The 15,298-nt window shown below is 71.0% G+C and carries 13 protein-coding genes; 9 read left to right on the top strand and 4 right to left on the bottom strand.

The annotated features are described in order from the left end of the window. The first annotated feature begins 107 nt into the window (after positions 1-107). The gene (locus H4281_RS34170) at positions 108-941 is read left to right on the top strand and encodes an endo alpha-1,4 polygalactosaminidase (protein ID WP_182894998.1); all 834 of its coding nucleotides are present in this window, start codon (positions 108-110) and stop codon (positions 939-941) included. Positions 942-993: 52 nt separating this feature from the next. Beyond that, positions 994-1,776: a class I SAM-dependent methyltransferase gene (locus tag H4281_RS34165; RefSeq protein WP_182894997.1), complete on the top strand. Its 783-nt coding sequence runs from the start codon at positions 994-996 to the stop codon at positions 1,774-1,776. Here the strand turns inward: H4281_RS34165 and H4281_RS34160 are convergent. Beyond that, positions 1,773-2,669, bottom strand: coding sequence for a DMT family transporter (locus H4281_RS34160; RefSeq protein WP_182894996.1), 897 nt, complete (start codon positions 2,667-2,669; stop codon positions 1,773-1,775). The genes H4281_RS34165 and H4281_RS34160 overlap by 4 nt on opposite strands. An 82-nt stretch (positions 2,670-2,751) precedes the next feature. Between H4281_RS34160 and H4281_RS34155 the strand changes: the two genes are divergently transcribed. From H4281_RS34155 to H4281_RS34130, 6 genes are all read left to right on the top strand, one after another. Further along, positions 2,752-3,645, top strand: coding sequence for a LysR family transcriptional regulator (locus H4281_RS34155; RefSeq protein WP_182894995.1), 894 nt, complete (start codon positions 2,752-2,754; stop codon positions 3,643-3,645). 605 nt (positions 3,646-4,250) lie between these two features. Continuing rightward, positions 4,251-6,785, top strand: a complete 2,535-nt coding sequence (gene lanKC, locus H4281_RS34150) for a class III lanthionine synthetase LanKC (RefSeq protein WP_182894994.1) — start codon at positions 4,251-4,253, stop codon at positions 6,783-6,785. A gap of 32 nt (positions 6,786-6,817) precedes the next feature. Continuing rightward, positions 6,818-6,952, top strand: a complete 135-nt coding sequence (locus H4281_RS34145) for a class III lanthipeptide (protein ID WP_182894993.1) — start codon at positions 6,818-6,820, stop codon at positions 6,950-6,952. Between the two features lie 122 nt (positions 6,953-7,074). Then, complete coding sequence (locus H4281_RS34140) at positions 7,075-7,347, top strand: hypothetical protein (protein ID WP_182894992.1); 273 nt, start codon at positions 7,075-7,077, stop codon at positions 7,345-7,347. After that, entirely contained in the window at positions 7,320-8,972 is a 1,653-nt protein-coding gene (locus tag H4281_RS34135) for an ABC transporter ATP-binding protein (RefSeq protein ID WP_182894991.1), read from the top strand. The genes H4281_RS34140 and H4281_RS34135 overlap by 28 nt, the downstream gene beginning before the upstream one ends. Positions 8,973-9,075: 103 nt before the next feature. Next, positions 9,076-10,791, top strand: a complete 1,716-nt coding sequence (locus H4281_RS34130; protein ID WP_182894990.1) for an ATP-binding cassette domain-containing protein — start codon at positions 9,076-9,078, stop codon at positions 10,789-10,791. A 185-nt stretch (positions 10,792-10,976) separates the two neighbouring features. Here the strand turns inward: H4281_RS34130 and H4281_RS34125 are convergent, their stop codons facing one another. Together H4281_RS34125 and H4281_RS34120 are read right to left on the bottom strand one after the other, a co-directional pair. After that, a complete protein-coding gene (locus H4281_RS34125) occupies positions 10,977-11,363 on the bottom strand; it encodes a hypothetical protein (RefSeq protein ID WP_182894989.1) in 387 nt (128 codons plus the stop codon). Between the two features lie 56 nt (positions 11,364-11,419). Further along, positions 11,420-11,584, bottom strand: coding sequence for a hypothetical protein (locus H4281_RS34120; RefSeq protein ID WP_182894988.1), 165 nt, complete (start codon positions 11,582-11,584; stop codon positions 11,420-11,422). Positions 11,585-11,653: 69 nt separating this feature from the next. Between H4281_RS34120 and H4281_RS34115 the strand changes: the two genes are divergently transcribed. Next, positions 11,654-12,601 carry a ketopantoate reductase family protein gene (locus H4281_RS34115; RefSeq protein WP_182894987.1) on the top strand — a complete coding sequence of 316 codons (948 nt, stop codon included), beginning with the start codon at positions 11,654-11,656 and terminating at the stop codon, positions 12,599-12,601. Between the two features lie 313 nt (positions 12,602-12,914). Here H4281_RS34115 and ligA read toward each other — a convergent pair whose 3' ends face one another. Then, on the bottom strand, positions 12,915-14,906 hold the full coding sequence (gene ligA, locus H4281_RS34110; RefSeq protein WP_182894986.1) for an NAD-dependent DNA ligase LigA: 1,992 nt from the start codon (positions 14,904-14,906) through the stop codon (positions 12,915-12,917). Between the last annotated feature and the right edge of the window lie 392 nt (positions 14,907-15,298).

Genomic DNA, 15,298 nt, shown 5'->3' with positions numbered 1-15,298 from the left:
TACGCCCAGCCGGTAATGCGGATCTCCCCGCGAGCCCGGACCCAGTCGCCAGGATGTCTTCGGAACCTCCGAGGCGGGGCCGTACTCACCATCGCTGGAGTCACCAGATGCATTCGCTTCCTGGTCGGATTTCTCGCGCGACCGCGGCGGCCGCCGTGCTGATCGGCAGTTCGGCGTGCGCGCTCGGGGCCGCCGGCCCGGCGGAAAGCGCCCCGCTGCCCGCCCCGCACAGCCAAGTCGCCCTGCCCGCCCCGCACGCCGGGTTCGACTACCAGATCGGCGGCCCCTACCAGCCGCCGGCGGGCGTCCAGGTCGTCAGCCGCGACCACGGCGCCCCGGCCGCCGCCGGGGTGTACAACATCTGCTACGTCAACGCTTTCCAGGCCCAGCCCGGAGCCGAGGGCGAATGGGGCGACCTGGTCCTGCGCGACGCCAACGGCGACGTCGTCCTGGATCCCGACTGGAACGAGGCGCTGCTCGACCTGCGCACCGCGGACAAGCGGAGCCGGATCGCGGACAAGGTCGGCGGCTGGATCGACGAGTGCGCGGGCAAGGGCTACCAGGCGATCGAGCCGGACAACTACGACAGCTTCACCCGGTCCCAGGGCCTGCTCAGCGCACGGAACGCCCAGGACCTCGTCAAGCTGCTTTCCCAGCGCGCACACGGGAAAGGCCTCGCGATCGCCCAGAAGAACACTTCGGAACTCTCCTCGTCGCGGGTCGGCAACGGGCTCGACTTCGCCGTCGCCGAGGAATGCGGCGAGCAGGACAACTGCGCGGAATACACCCAGTATTTCGGCGACCGCGTGATCGTCATCGAATACACCCCGGACGGCTTGCGCAACGCTTGCGCCAAATGGGGCGCCACCCTCAGCGTCGTGCAGCGGGACCGGGACGTCACGCCGCAGGGCGAATCCGGCTACGTCCGCGCGACCTGCTGAGACTTCCGTCATCCTGCCAGCACCGCCGCGCGGATGCTGGCAGGGTGGCGGAATGGACGACGAGTACCCGTTCGACAACGCGAGCGCCCCGGCGAGCGACCGGATGTCCGCGCTGGAAGCCAGCTACGACACGACGACTTTCCGGCACCTGGCCGAACTCGGCGTCGGCGCGGGATGGTCCTGCTGGGAACTCGGCGCGGGCGGCGGATCGGTCGCCCGGCGGCTGGCCGAGCAGGTCGGACCGGACGGGCACGTGCTGGCCACCGACCTCGACACGCGCCTGCTCGCCGACCTGCCCGCGAACGCCTCGGCGGTGCGCCACGACGTCCGCGCGGAGCCGGTGCCGGACCGGGAATTCGACCTGATCCACGCCCGCCTGGTGCTGATCCACTTCCCGGAGCGAGACGAACTGGTGGCGAAACTCGCCGGCGCGCTCGCCCCCGGCGGCTGGCTGGTCCTCGAAGAAATCGAGCCGCGCGGGCAAACCGTGCTGGAGACGCCCGACGAGGCAAGCGCGACGATTTTCCGTTCCGTGCAAGGCCGGATCCTGGACCTGCTCGAACGGGCGGGCAGCGACGTCGAATGGGCCGGGCAGTTGCCGGAGGTGCTCGCCGGAGCCGGATTGCGCGAGGTCGGCAGCGCGCGGAGCACGACCCGGTGGCCGGGCGGCGGGCCGGAAATCCGGTTGCTGGCCGCGAATTCGGTGGAACTGGCCGAAAAGCTGACCGCGGACGGCGTGCCGCCGGAGGAGATCGAGCAGTTCCGCCGGGTGCTCGCCGATCCGCGGTTCACCGTGTCCTCCTATCCCCTCGTGTCGGGGTGGGGACGCCGTTAACGGCGGCGAGAGATCGCCACGCCGGCCAGGCAGAGCACGCCGCCGACGAGTCCGTACGCGGTCGGGGTTTCCGCGAGCAACAGCCAGGAAAGCAGCACGGCCACCGCGGGCACGGCGTAGGTCACCATCGTCAACCGGCCCGCGTCCGTGCGGCGGAGCGCGTACGCCCACGCCGTGAAGCCGACCGCGGTGGGGAACACTCCCAAGTAGACGCTGCCGAGCACCGCCCCGGTGGGGGCCACCTGCAGTTCGCTGACCAGCTGCGGTGTCCACGGCAGCAGGACCACAGTGCCGACGACGCAGCCGAGCCAGATCGCGGTCAGCCCGTCGACATGGCGCAAGGTGATTTTCTGGACCATGACGCCAGCGGCGTAAAGCACCGCGGCCAGCAAGCACAACAGCACGCCAGCCCAGTCGTTGCTCCCGGTGGCTCCGGTCGCGATCAGCGCGGCCCCGCCCAGCGCGACGAGCGAGCCGACGACGAGCGAGCGCGAGAAGCCCTCGCCGAGGAACTTCCCGGCCGCGACGGCGACCATCAGCGGCGCGAGGTTCACCAGCAACGCCGCGGTCCCGGCGTCGACGTGCCGCTCCCCCGCGTTGAGGACGACGGTGTACGCGGCCAGCCACAGCACGGCGTATGCCGCGACCAGCAGGAACGCCTTGCGCGACAGCCGGATCCGGACCGCGCCCTTGGCCACGGCGAACACGGTGAGCGTGACGGCCGCGACGGCGAGCCGCAGCAACGCCAGCGGCGCCGGGGACAGCGCGTGCCCAACGCTGCGGATAGCGACGAACGACGAGGCCCACAGCACGACGGCAAGCCCCGCGGCGGCCGCGATCTTGCCGAAGTCGGTCTTGCGGGCGGGCGGGGCGGTTTCCACGAGATCGGTCACCTGGCCATCGTCGCCTCGGTCAGCTGTACAGCACAAGCGATGAGTTCTGTACCTCCGTTAAGGAGTGCTGTACATTCGCCGTATGCTGGACATTCCCCGGCTCCGCGTGCTGCGCGCAGTCGTCGCGTCAGGGTCGATCCGCGCGAGCGCCGCAGCGCTCGGCTACACGCCGTCCGCGGTGAGCCAGCAAATCACCACGCTGCAACGGGAGACCGGGCTGCAGCTGTTCGAACGGTCCGGCCGTGGCATCGAGCCCACCGAGGCCGGGCGCACGCTCGCCGCCGAGGCCGAGGCGCTCTTCGAGGCGTTCAGCCGGGTGGAGCAGGTGGCGAGCGAGCTGCGCGCCGGACGCGTCGGCCGCCTGTCGATCGGCTACTTCGGCTCGGCAGGCTCGACCTGGCTGGCCCCGACGGTCGCCGCGCTGCGCACCGAATTCCCCGGCCTGCGCCTGGACCTGATGCTGACCGAATTCACGCAGGGCGACCCGGACATCGACATCTTCGTGGAGGAAACCGGGGCCGAGCACCCCGGGTCGGTCGTCGTGCACCGGCTGGCCGAGGACCCCTACCTGGCGGTCGTCCGCCTCGACGACCCGCTCGCCGGGCTGCCGGAAGTGCCGCTGGCCGCGCTCGCCGAACGGCATTGGGTCGACAACGACCTGCGCGAAGGCCCGTGCCGTCAGGTGCTGCTCAACGCCTGCACACAGGCCGGTTTCTCGCCGAGTTTCGTCGTCGAGACGCACGACTACCGGACCGCGATGTCTTTCGTGGCAACGGGAATCGGGTTGACGGTGGTGCCGGAACTGGGCATCGGCGAACTGCCGGACGGTCTCGCCACGGTGGCGTTGGCCTCTCCCGCGCCGGTCCGGCACCTCAGCCTGGCGGTGAAGAAGCCGATCGCGGAGCACCCGGCCGCCCGGCGCGCGGTGGAGCTGCTGGAAAGCCTGGTGTGCTCGGGGAAGGCACTGGCCGGGTGAGCATCGCCCTCCCGGCCTCGGGGACTGCCGTGAGGGACTCAGAGTCCGTGCGGGTCCCCCCTCACGGACAGCCAACCGGGGGCCCGGGGTCGCCGAAGTGGTGCCCGCGGCCTGGGAGTTGGGCTGGAAAAGCCGTGAAGGACTCCTTGAGGGAATCTGATTCCCTCAAGGAGTCCTTCACGGCACGGTGCCGGAGGCGGGAATCGGGCGGCCGGGCATTGTCCGGTAACGAATGCACCACATTCGCGACGCGAATGCGCCGCGCCGCCCCGAACGGACCAGTCCGCACCGGGTTCGCGCCGGACGACGGGCGGAAGCCGGCTCACCGGAACGGGTTGATGGCCCGCTGCCAATTTCACCGGCTCTTTCCGCGCCGACCTGGGCGGCCGACCGGAAACCGACTTCGTTACACCCCGATCGGGTAGGGATGACTCACGCGCAGTCCCCGGTTTAGCGACCCAAACCCGCGTCCGTCACCCTGACGAGGAGCGTCGAACCCCCGGGTTGGCGGATTGGCCGGGGCACCCCCCTCGTGCGGGAATGGTGTCACCGTCCGACATCGAAGTCGCCCGGTTTTCCTCGGGGAAAGGGAAGGGTTCGTTTTCATGGACGTCCGGTACGAGGCTTTTTGCTTCGCCGATCCGCTGTTCTTCGACGAACCGCGCGAATCGCCGGGCGCGGCAGGCGACCTGGCCGCGGGGCTGCCGCTGCCGGGACCCGAGTGGACGGACGAGACGCGCGGGATCTGGCGGTCGCTGCGCCCGGCGGGCCGGAAACTTCCCGCCCAGGGCTGGAAAATCCACGTCTCCGCAGGTCTGGACAACGCGGCCGGCGTACTGTCCCGCGTGCATCGGTACTGTGTGGAGCATCGGATCGCGTACAAGCATCTGCGCTCCCGGGCGACCCTGCTGAGCCGCAATTCGAAATACGCTCCGCGCGAAGGTAGCGGCAAGCTCGTCACGATTTACCCGCACTCCGAAGAGGCGCTCGCCGCGATACTGTCCGACCTTTCCGCCGAGCTGGAAGGCGAGCACGGCGCGTATATTCTGAGCGATCTCCGCTACCGCGAAGGCCCGCTTTACGTCCGGTACGGCGGATTCGCCGAACAGTGGACCGAACACGCCGGAACCCGGGTGCTGGCAATCCGCCATCCGGATGGCACGCTCGTGCCCGACCGCCGGGAACCGTCCTTTTCCGTCCCGGAATGGGTGCCGATTCCGTCCTGTCTGTCCGGCAGCCTGGCCGCGCGCAAGAACGGGGCCGCATTCCCGTACCGGGTGACCGGTTCCCTGCACTTTTCCAACGGCGGCGGCGTTTATCTGGCCGAGCGAGGGGCCGGCCGGAAGACCGTCGTGCTGAAGGAGGCCCGGCCGCACGCCGGGCTGGACCGGGAAGGCGCCGACGCGGTCGCCCGGCTGAACCACGAACGCGAGGTGCTCGAACGACTGGCGGACGTTCCGGGCATCCCGCGCGTGCACGAGCAGTTCACCGTGTGGGAGCACCATTATCTGGCGATGGAGCACCTGCCCGGCATCGCGCTGAGCAGCTGGCTCGCCCGGCACTACCCGCTCACCAGCGGCACGCGGGCCGAGGGCGGTCTCGCGGCCTACCGCGAACGCGCGCTGGCCGTGCTCGCCCAGGTCGAACGCATCGTCGCGGACATCCACCGGCACGGGATCGTGTTCGGCGACCTGCACGGGAAGAACATCCTGGTGGACGAGCACGACCGGGTGTCGCTGATCGACTTCGAACTGGCTGTCGAGGCCGATTCCGGCGACCGTCCGGGGCTGGGCGCCCCCGGTTTCCGCGCACCCGCCGACCGGCACGGTTTCGAGATCGACGAACATGCCCTCGCCGCGCTGCGGCTGTGGCTGTTCCTTCCGCTGGTGATGCTGCTGGAACTCGCGCCCGGCAAACTGCGCGGGCTCGCGGACTTCGCGCAGCAGCGGTTCGACCTGCCGGACGGGTACGCCGACGGTGTGGTCTCCGTGCTCGCCCCGCGCACCGCATCGCCCTCGACGCACACCGCGCTGGACGAGCCGCGGCCGGACTGGTCGCTGGTCCGCAAGCAGATCGCGGAAGCCATCCTCGCCGCTGCCACTCCGGAGCGTAGTGACCGGCTGTTCCCCGGCGACATCGAACAGTTCCGCTCCGGCGGCACGGGGTTCGGCGTCGGAGCCGCGGGCGTGCTGCACTCGCTGCACGTCGCCGGAGCCGGCCGTTATCCGGAATACGAAGAGTGGCTGCTGGCGGCCGTCCGGCGGCAACCGCCCTCGCGGCCCGGGTTCTTCGACGGCAGCCACGGCATCGCGTACGTCCTCGAGGAATTCGGCTACGCGGCAGAAGCCGACGAACTGCTCGCCGCGTCGCGGTCGCTGGTCGATCAAACCACCGACCACGGCCTGGAAAGCGGGCTCGCCGGAATCGGCCTCACCCGCCTGCACTTCGCGACGACCCGCGGCGACAACGAATTCGGCCGCCAAGCACTGGACGTCGCGCTCAAGCTCGCGAGCGCGTTCGAGACCGCAGACCCGCCCGGCCGCTTCGCCAGGGCCGGCCTGCTCAGCGGCTGGTCCGGGCCCGCGCTGCTGTTCCTGCGGCTGTACGAGCACACCGGCGAGCCGTCCTGGCTCACCCTTGCCGACCGGGTGCTGGCCCGCGACCTGGAGGAATGCGCTCCCGCGTCGGACGGATCGCTGCAGGTCCGCGACGGCGCCCTGCGCCTGCTCCCCTACGCCGCGATCGGCAGCGCCGGAATCCTGCTGGTCGCCGAACAGATCGCCCGGCGCCTGCCGGACTCCGCGGCCGCCGAGAGCCTGCCCGGGCTGCGCGCCGCCTGCCGCGGGGAGTTCGTGATCCACCCCGGCCTGCTCTACGGCCGGTGCGGGCTCGCCGCCGCGCTGTCCTTCGCCGACGAGCTCGACCGGGAAGCCATCGACCTGCATCTGGCGCGCTTGTCCTGGCACGGCGTCCCCTATCACGGCGGGCTGGCCTTCCCCGGCAACCAGCTGCTTCGCCTGTCGACCGACGTCAGCACCGGCAGCGCGGGGGTCCTCCGCACGCTCGCCGCACTACTGGACGGCGCGGAACCGCTGCCCTTCCTGGGCTCCGCACCGTCCCCGCACACCTCCGGCCGATGAGCGCCGGCGGACCCCGAGAGAAGGGAACACCCATGGAAAACGTCCTGGAACTGCAGGCGCTGGAGGCCCCGGAAGCCCTCGAAGGCCAGGGACTGGACCACCACGGCCACAGCCACTACAGCGCATGGTGCGGCGACAGCACGCTCAGCCTGCTTCTCTGCTACTGACCGCGCGGGCAGGGCGGGAACGGCGCAGGACAAGTGCGCCGTTCCCGCCCCGTTCATTCTGCCCCGCTTGGCGGCGGTGGTCGCGGCGAGGTCGAGGTCGCCGATCCGGCCAGAGTCCGGCGATGTCCGACCGCGAGGATGGGCCGCAGAGCGGGCACTCGGCGCATTCGCCGAGCGCGCCGGACCCGCGCCGCTCCGCCGCCGCGGTCCTCGTCAAGTCATTGACCTCCTCCGACGCCACGCTCGCCGCAGACGCCCGAGGAAAACGGCATCGCCCGTTGTTCTTCGGCCGCCCCCGGCTCACCGCAGCCGCTTCGCCGATCTCAGCCAACACCGCGCCTGCCGACCGCCATGCGAAGGGAGTGCCATGGCCGGACCCGCCGATCGCCTCCTGACCTCGACCGCGCTCCTGGACCGTCCCAGGCTCGCCGCGGTGATCGTCGCGTCGCTGCTCTCTGCCAGTGCCGGACTGTTGCTGCCCGGCGCCCTCGCCACCGCCACCGACGCGGTGCTCAGCGGCCGAAGCAGCACCGGCGCGGTGATCTGGCTGCTCGCCATCGGCGCCGCGGAGATCGCCGCGGACGCCGTCATGGTGGTCCTTCCCGCCCGCCTGACCAGCAACGCGAGCGCCTGGCTGCGCCGCCGCGTCACCGACCGTTTGCTCGCCTTGGGCACCAGCTCGCCGTTCGCCCCAGGCGACGCGGTCAGCCGAGTGTCCGGCGATTGCGCAGCGGCTGGCGGCGTCGCCGCGATCGTGGTGCAGCTGGTCGCGACCGGTCTCCTGTCCTCCGGCGCGGTAGTCCTGCTCGCGCTTCTGGACTGGCGGCTCGCACTCGTCTTCCTCGGCAGCCTCCCCTTCGCCTTGCTGCTCGCGCGGTCGCACCTGCGCGGAACGGCCAAGGATGTGCTTGCCTACCAACGGGTTTCCGGCGAACTGTCCGCCCGGCTGCTCGACGCCGTCGCCGGTCTGCGGACGATCGCCGCGTCCGGCACCGCCGACGCCGAAGCCGCCCGGGTGCTGCGTCCGCTGCCTCGGCTGAACCTCGCCGGCCAAGGCATGTGGCGCACGCAGGCGCGGATGGTGTGGCGAGCCGGTCTCTTGCTCCCCACGGTGGAAATCCTCACCCTCGCCGCCGCCGGTTTCGGTGTCCTGGACGGGCGGTTGAGCGCCGGGGACGTCCTCGCCGCCCTTGGGTACGTCGCGCTCGGACTCGGCCTGGTCACGCAAATCCCTCTGCTCACCACCCTTTCCCGGATCCGCTCGGCCGCGCTCCGGATCACCGAGGTCCTCGACGCCGAGCCCCCGCCTCGCGGCGCACTCGGACTGCTGCCCGGAAACGGCGCCCTGGAACTCCGCGGAGCCACCGTCCACGGGGCGCTCGCCGACGTCGACCTCACCATTCCCGGCGGCTGTTTCGCCGCAGTAGTAGGAAGTTCCGGCACGGGAAAGTCCACTATGGTCTCTTTGCTGGCCGGTCTTCGCCGCCCCGACGCCGGACAGGTGCTGCTCGACGGCCGCGACCTCGCCGTGCTGCGCCCGGACGAGCTTCGGGCCGTAGTCGGATACGCCTCGGCCGAGCCCGCGCTGCTCGGCGCCACTGTCGCCGATGCTGTCGCTTACGGTTCCTGGGCCAGCGTTCCGGCGGTCGACGAGGCTTGCCGGACCGCGCGCATTCACGACATCCTCGTGCGCTTGCCGCACGGTTACGACACTCCTCTTGCCGAAACTCCGTTGTCCGGCGGGGAAACCGCCCGGGTGGGCCTCGCGAGGGCGCTCGCGCGGAACCCGCGGGTGCTCCTGCTCGACGACGCCACCGCCAGCCTGGACACGGTCACCGAACGCGCCGTGACGGCGGAACTCGGCCGCCGGACCCGGGTGGTCGTGACGCACCGGGCCGCGATGGCCGCGCGGGCGGACGTGGTGGTGTGGCTGGCGGCGGGGCAGGTCCGGGCGGTCGGGCCGCATGCGCGGTTGTGGCAGATGCCGGGGTATCGCGCGGTGTTCACGGAGGAAACGTGAGCGGGAACGCGTTCGCCGGGCGCCGCGCCGAGGCGAGTTCGTGGCGTGGGCTCGCGGCGCAGCAAGCCCACGGACACAACCGCACCGTGCACGCGGAGGGACCATGAGCATCGGCCGCCTCTACTGGAACGCCCTGGCCGGGCAATGGCGCGGCGGGCTGGTTCTCCTGGCCTGCTCCGTCCTCGAAGGACTGCCCGCGTTCTTCTCCGGACGGCTCGTCGAACTGGCCGTCAACAGCGGGTTCGCGGCAGGCAAGCCCGGCATCGGCCTCGGCTGGCTCGGGGTATTCGGACTCGCCGCTCTCGCCGGCGCGTTCGGCTCGCGGCTGGTGTGGCGGCAACTGGGCAAAGTCGTCGAGCCGTTGCGCGACGCGCTGGTGACCGCCGTCGTGCGCGGGGTGCTGCACGATCCCGCGCCGCCGCGGAGCGGGCCGGACGCTCGCGGCGTCGCGCGGATCACCCAGCACGTCGAGGTCGTGCGCGATGCCACCGGCGGGCTTCTCGTCCAGGCGCGCGGCATGATCGTCACCACCGCGGCGGCGATTGCCGGGCTGGTGACCGTCGCGGGGTCGCTGGCGTTGCCGGTCGTGGTCCCGGTGGTGCTCGCGCTGGCCGGATTCGCCGCGCTGCTGCCCTCCCTGGCCCGGCGGCAACGCGCGCTCACGTTGGCCGACGAAGGCACCGCAGCCGCCACGGGCTCGATTTTCGCCGGGCTGCGCGACGTCGTCGCCTGCGGAGCCGAACCGGTCGCCGCGCTGGCCGCCGACCACGCGGTGGACCGTCAAGCCTCGGCCGCGGTGCGGGTCGCCAGGTCGGCCGCGCTGCGGTCGATGATCGTGGCGCTCGGCGGATTCGTCCCGCTGGTGCTCGCGCTCGCCCTCGCGCCGTCGATGGTCGCCCGCGGCGAACTGACCGCAGGGGCGGCGCTGGGCGCGCTCGTCTACCTGGCCACCACCTTGCAACCCGCACTGCGCGGACTGGCCGCCACCGCGTCCACGGTCGTCCTCCGCTTGCTCGTCGCCCTGCGCCGGCTCGCCGAAACCACCGCCCCGCCCGAACGCCGCCCAGCGACCGAAAGCCCCGCCGGACTCGGCCTCGCCGTGCGCGACCTGACCTTCCGCTGGGGCGCCGCCCCGGAACCGGTCGTCCACGGCCTGAACCTCGACCTGCGCCCCGGCGAACACCTCGCGGTGGTCGGCCCGAGCGGCATCGGGAAATCGACCCTCGCCGGTCTGCTCACCGGCCTGCTGCCACCGCACTCCGGCGAAGTCCGGCTGGGCGGCGTGCCCGTCAGCGAACTGGCCGACCGCCCCCGGCATCTGGTGCTGGTCCCGCAACAGGCTTACCTCTTCGCCGGAACCCTGCGCGAAAACCTGTCCCTGTTCCACCCCGAAGCCTCCGACCGCCGTCTCGCCGCAGCCGCGGAAGCCGTAGGCGCCGCCCCGCTGCTAGCCCGCCTCGGCGGCCTGGACGCCGAACTCGGCCCTGGCGCGGAGGGCATTTCCGCCGGAGAAGCCCAGCTCCTCGCACTGGCGAGGGCTTATGCCTCGCCGGCCGGAGTCGTCGTGCTGGACGAAGCAACGTCCACTTTGGACCCGGCGGCGGAGGTCCGCGCGGAACGCGCCTTCGCCGCCCGGGGAGGCACCCTGATAGTGATCGCACACCGCCTGTCCTCCGCGATCAGGGCGCACCGCGTGCTGCTGATGGACGGACCGGAGACGCTGCTGGGCCGGCACGAGGAACTTCTCGCTGCTTCGGCGCGGTACGCCGAGATGATGCGGGCTTGGCTGCCGGAGCGATCTCGCCTTGAAGCCAGCTGAACGGCCGGGACCGCCGCCTGCGAAGAGCCGGAGCGGCAAGCCATGCAGCTCCCGCTGTTCGCCGCCACCGCTCCGTCGGTGAGCGGGGCGTTCCCGGCCGTGTTCGCCTGCTCCGTCGCCGACCGAGCGATACTCCCTCTGGAAGCCCGCCGCAGCACGGATTCCGCCGCAGGTGAACGCCCCGCTCAGACCTTGCGCGGCACCGAGGCGATGAGGATCCTGCTGTTGCCGTGGCCGAGGTAGATGTCGACCTTGCTGAAGCCGCCGGACGGGCCGGGTTCGGTCCAGCCGAAGGTCTTGTAGTCGTTCAGCGCCGAGCGGGTCTGGACGTCGAACAGCGTGCCCGCCTGGCGGAACTCGAAGGTCACCGTGGTGCTTCCGGAACCGGCGTCGTCGCGGACGTAGCCGCTGACGCCGACCGAGCGGTTGTACCAGGTCAGCGTGCCCCCGGCGGCCCCGCCGATGATGTCGTCGCCGAAGTTCGACGTCGGGTAGCCTGCCGCGCTCGCGGCCCCCGCTCCGCCGAGGACGGCGACTGCGGACACGGCAAGGCTGACGGCGATGCGTTTCATGATTTTCCCCCAGAGAGTGGTCGATGCTGGGCGGAATCGTACTGTGCCGCGGCGTTCTATGCGGGATTATGCGGGAAATCCCGGATTGGCTCGATGACGGCTTGGCCCTCTCCGCTGACCGCGTTGGCCAGTGCCGCGGCGGAGACCGGGTCTGTGCCGCCGTCCTCGGCGCTGTCGATCGTCCGGCGGAGGAAGGCGTCGCCGGAGCCCCTCGTTGACAACTGGAGATCGTCTCCATATCTTCGCAAGTGGAGATTGTCTCCAGTTTTAGCCTCCGGCGAGGTGCGACAGTGAAAATCTTGATGTTCGGACGCGGCGTGATCGCGGCGATGTACGGCTGGGCCTTGGAGCGGGCGGGGCACGATGTCGAGTTCTATGTCCGCCCCGGTCGCGCGGCGGAGTACGGGGAGTCGATCGACCTCGATCTCCGCGACCTGCGGGGGCGGCGGGGCGCCGAGACTTGGCCGGTGCGCTACCGCGAGGAGCTGGAACCGGGCCATGAGTTCGATCTGATCGTGCTGAGCGTCCAGCACTATCGGCTCCCGGAGGCGGCGGCGTTTCTGGCGCCGCGCGCCGGGAAGGCGACGGTGCTGGTGTTCGGCAACATCTGGTCCGAGCCGCTGGCCGCGATCGGCGATCTGCCCGTCGAGCAAGTCGCGTGGGGCTTTCCCCAGGGCGGCGGCGGTTTCGGCGAGGACGGCGTGCTTCGCGGGATGTTGATGCCGCTCGCTGTGTTCGGGACCCTCGGCGAGCCTCCGACCGAACGCGAGCGGGTCGTACGGCAGGTGTTCCGCGACGCTGGGTTCCGGGTCCGGGAACGGCCTGACTTCCGGGGCTGGTTGTGGGTTCACTTCATCTCGGACGCGGGTCTGCACTCGCAGGGCGTGCGGGTGGGTTCGCTGAGCTCGCTGGCAAGGTCCCGGAGCGATCTGCGGGAGGCGTTGCTGGCTGGGCGCGAGCTTGTGCGGCTTCTCGAAGCCCGGGGCGTCGACGTGCGGCAGCATCGGGGCGCGTTGCTGCTGTTCCGGGCGCCGACCTGGCTGACGGTCCCGGTGCTGGGGTGGCTGCTGGCCCGCTTTCCCCCGGCGCGGGTGAATCTCGAGGCGCACTCCGATCCCGATGCCCGCGAGCCGCGCGAGATCTGCCGCGACGTCCTGGCCGAGGCCCGGCGGCTGGGCGTCACGGTGCCGCGATTAGAGGCGGCGGAGCCTTACTTCGGTCTGGAAAGGACGGAGTGAGCCGCCGGGTTTCGGCCGATGGCCGCGGATCGGTTGGCGGGCGGGCGAAGCGTTGCCAGATGGCGGATCGAAGGAATCGGGCTCTGGAAGTCAGCGCGTGCGACGGCTGATCGGCACGCCGGGCGGCGAGCATCCATCCGCGTCCGGAGCCTCGCCAGCCGTCGCCGAAAGCGCGCGATCCCTGCACCGTGCCGCTCCCCGAAGGGTTCAGGTGAATCCGTTGCCGGGCAAGGGGTTCTCGGTCATGCGGCGCGCCAGCACGCCCGTCGCCTCGATCCGGCAGACCCGGCGAACCCGTCCCGGCAAAGCGGGTTCAGACCACTCCGGCCGCGATCAGCTGTTCCCAGATCACCCCCTGGTCCACGACCTCGACGCCGAATTTCTCGGCCTTCGTGAGCTTGCTCGCGCCGACGTCGGCGCCGGTGATCAGCAGGTCCGTGCTTGCCGAGACGGAGGACGCGGTGGTCGCGCCTGCTGTCTCGCACAGGCGCTGGAAGGTGGGGCGGGGCACCTTCTCCCCGGATCGCGGGTCGCTGATCGCACCGGTCACCACTACGGTCTTGCCTTCCAGCGGCGCGCCTGCGACGACGGCGGGCGGGAGGTCTTCTTCCAGGACGTCCAGGGAAACTCCGCGTTCTCGCAGGCGTTCCAGTTCAGGGCGCAGCCGGGTGAGGTGTTCCACCAGCGAGGCGGCGACCTTCGGCCCGATGTCCTCTACTTCGACAAGACCGTCGACGCCCGCGTCGAGCACTGCTTCCAGCGAAGCGAATCCGGCGCGGCACAGGCGGGCGGCGGTGCCTTCCGACGCCATCGGGATCGCGAGCCCGATCAGTGCCCGGCGCAGGCCGACCTGGCGGCTGGCGTCGATCGATTCGATCATCCGCGTCGCCGAGACCTCGCCGATGCGGTCGAATTCCAGCAGGCGTTCCTTGGTCAGCCGGTAGAAGTCCGACGGGTGTTCCAGGATTCCGGCCTCGGCCAGCCGTTCGATCCACACGCCGCCGATCGCGTCGATGTCGGCGGCCGCCCGGGACGCCCAGTGGATCAGCCGGCGCACGGTCTGGGCCGGGCAGGAAACGTTGGTGCAGAACAATTCCCGGCTGTTGCCCTGTTCGGTGAGCGGCTGCTCGCACGACGGGCACGTCGACGGGGGCACGATCTCCCGCTCCGCCCCGGTGCGTTTCGACTCGTCGAGAACGCCCGCGACGAACGGGATGACGTCGCCCGCCCTGCGGACCAGCACAGTGTCGCCGATCTTGATGCCGCGGGCGCGGATCACCTCCTGGTTGGCCAGCGTCGCGCGGGTGACCGTGGTCCCGCCCACGAAGACCGGCTCCAGCCACGCGACCGGGGCGATCTTGCCGGTTTTGCCGACGTCCCAGACCACATCGGACAGTACGGTGGTCTTCTCCTCGGCGGCGAACTTGTACGCCAGTGCCCCGCGCGGCGAACTCGAACGGGTGCCTGCGGCGGCATACGCGGCGCGGTCGGCGAGCCGGAGGACGGCGCCGTCGATGTCGTAGTCCAGGTCGTTGCGCTGCTGCTCGATCGTGGTGATGACGGCTTGCGCGGAGGCCGCGTCGGCGCAACGGCGCATGTCCGCGGCGGTGAAGCCGAGCGCCAGCAGACCGCTGCCCAGGTCGGTTTCCGCACTGCCCGGTTCAGTGTCCAGGTCGAAGGCGAAAAAGCGCAGCCGACGCTCGGCGACCGCGGCTGGGTCTTTCGCGCGCAGCGTGCCCGCCGCGGCGTTGCGGGGGTTGATCAGCGGCTTGTCCGGGTGTGCGGTGTTGTAGGCGGCGAAGGTCGACCGCAGCATCACTGCCTCGCCGCGCACCTCGACCCGGCCTGGGGCGCTGACCTGGTGCGGAATGCCGTCGGTCAGGGCGCGCACGAGCATGGTCACGTCGTCGCCGGTGGTTCCGTCGCCGCGGGTGACCGCTCGCGCCAGGCGGCCGTCCTCGTACACCAGGGCCAGCGACAGGCCGTCGAGCTTGGGCATCACGACCACGGGCTGCCCGGGGAACCGGTCGAAGAAAGCCTCGACCTGCTCCGGCTTCGTCGCCTTCTCCAGCGACAGCATCGGCCGCGAATGCCGGATCGGCGCGTGCAGCACCGCGGGCCCGCCCACCTGGTCCAGCGGGTTCGGGTCCGGGGCCAGCTCCGGGCTCGCCTCGATCAACCCGCGCAGCTCGTCCTCGATCGCGTCGTACTCCGCGTCCGCCACCACCGGCGAACCCCGGTAGTACGCGTCGCGCAGCACTACGACCTGATCGGCCAGCTCCTGAATACGTTCCCGAACGTCCACGGACCGGAACGCTACCCGGCCCCACCGACAAAACCGGACTGCGACGCAAACCGGGCGGTCGCCGCGGGGCTGCCGATCGGGTGACCCCGCGGCTGCCGGGAAGGGGCGGCAGCCGAGCCCTGTGGGCCAGGAACGTTCTTCGCCGCACGGATCTTTCCGAATTTCTCCGGTTTCGAGAAAAAGCGAGGAAGTGTGCCCGGAGAATGCGGTTCCGGCGATAAAACCCGGAGGACGGCGACGCGTGATTCCGGACGGAATTCCGATGGCGCGTAAACCCGGGCGCGGCGTGCTGGAAGGCGCGTTTCTTCTGCCGGAGGAACTGGCGCGGAACGGCGAGGCCGGGCCTACCCAATTGGCGGCCGCCCACCGGCTGCTCGGCCAGCGTCGGCGTG

Origin of the sequence: Amycolatopsis dendrobii (assembly GCF_014145675.1) — a bacterium.
Classification (GTDB): Bacteria; Actinomycetota; Actinomycetes; order Mycobacteriales; family Pseudonocardiaceae; genus Amycolatopsis; species Amycolatopsis dendrobii.
The sequence above is the reverse complement of the archived record's forward strand: the minus strand, read 5'-3'. Positions and strand labels throughout refer to the sequence as shown.

Excerpts from the sequence above, each read along its gene's own strand:
- H4281_RS34170 (WP_182894998.1), top strand. The coding sequence starts at position 108 with ATGCATTCGCTTCCTGGTCGGATTTCTCGCGCGACCGCGGCGGCCGCC.
- H4281_RS34165 (WP_182894997.1), top strand. The coding sequence starts at position 994 with ATGGACGACGAGTACCCGTTCGACAACGCGAGCGCCCCGGCGAGCGAC.
- H4281_RS34155 (WP_182894995.1), top strand. The coding sequence starts at position 2,752 with ATGCTGGACATTCCCCGGCTCCGCGTGCTGCGCGCAGTCGTCGCGTCA.
- lanKC (WP_182894994.1), top strand. The coding sequence starts at position 4,251 with ATGGACGTCCGGTACGAGGCTTTTTGCTTCGCCGATCCGCTGTTCTTC.
- H4281_RS34145 (WP_182894993.1), top strand. The coding sequence starts at position 6,818 with ATGGAAAACGTCCTGGAACTGCAGGCGCTGGAGGCCCCGGAAGCCCTC.
- H4281_RS34140 (WP_182894992.1), top strand. The coding sequence starts at position 7,075 with ATGTCCGACCGCGAGGATGGGCCGCAGAGCGGGCACTCGGCGCATTCG.
- H4281_RS34135 (WP_182894991.1), top strand. The coding sequence starts at position 7,320 with ATGGCCGGACCCGCCGATCGCCTCCTGACCTCGACCGCGCTCCTGGAC.
- H4281_RS34130 (WP_182894990.1), top strand. The coding sequence starts at position 9,076 with ATGAGCATCGGCCGCCTCTACTGGAACGCCCTGGCCGGGCAATGGCGC.
- H4281_RS34125 (WP_182894989.1), bottom strand. The coding sequence starts at position 11,363 with ATGAAACGCATCGCCGTCAGCCTTGCCGTGTCCGCAGTCGCCGTCCTC.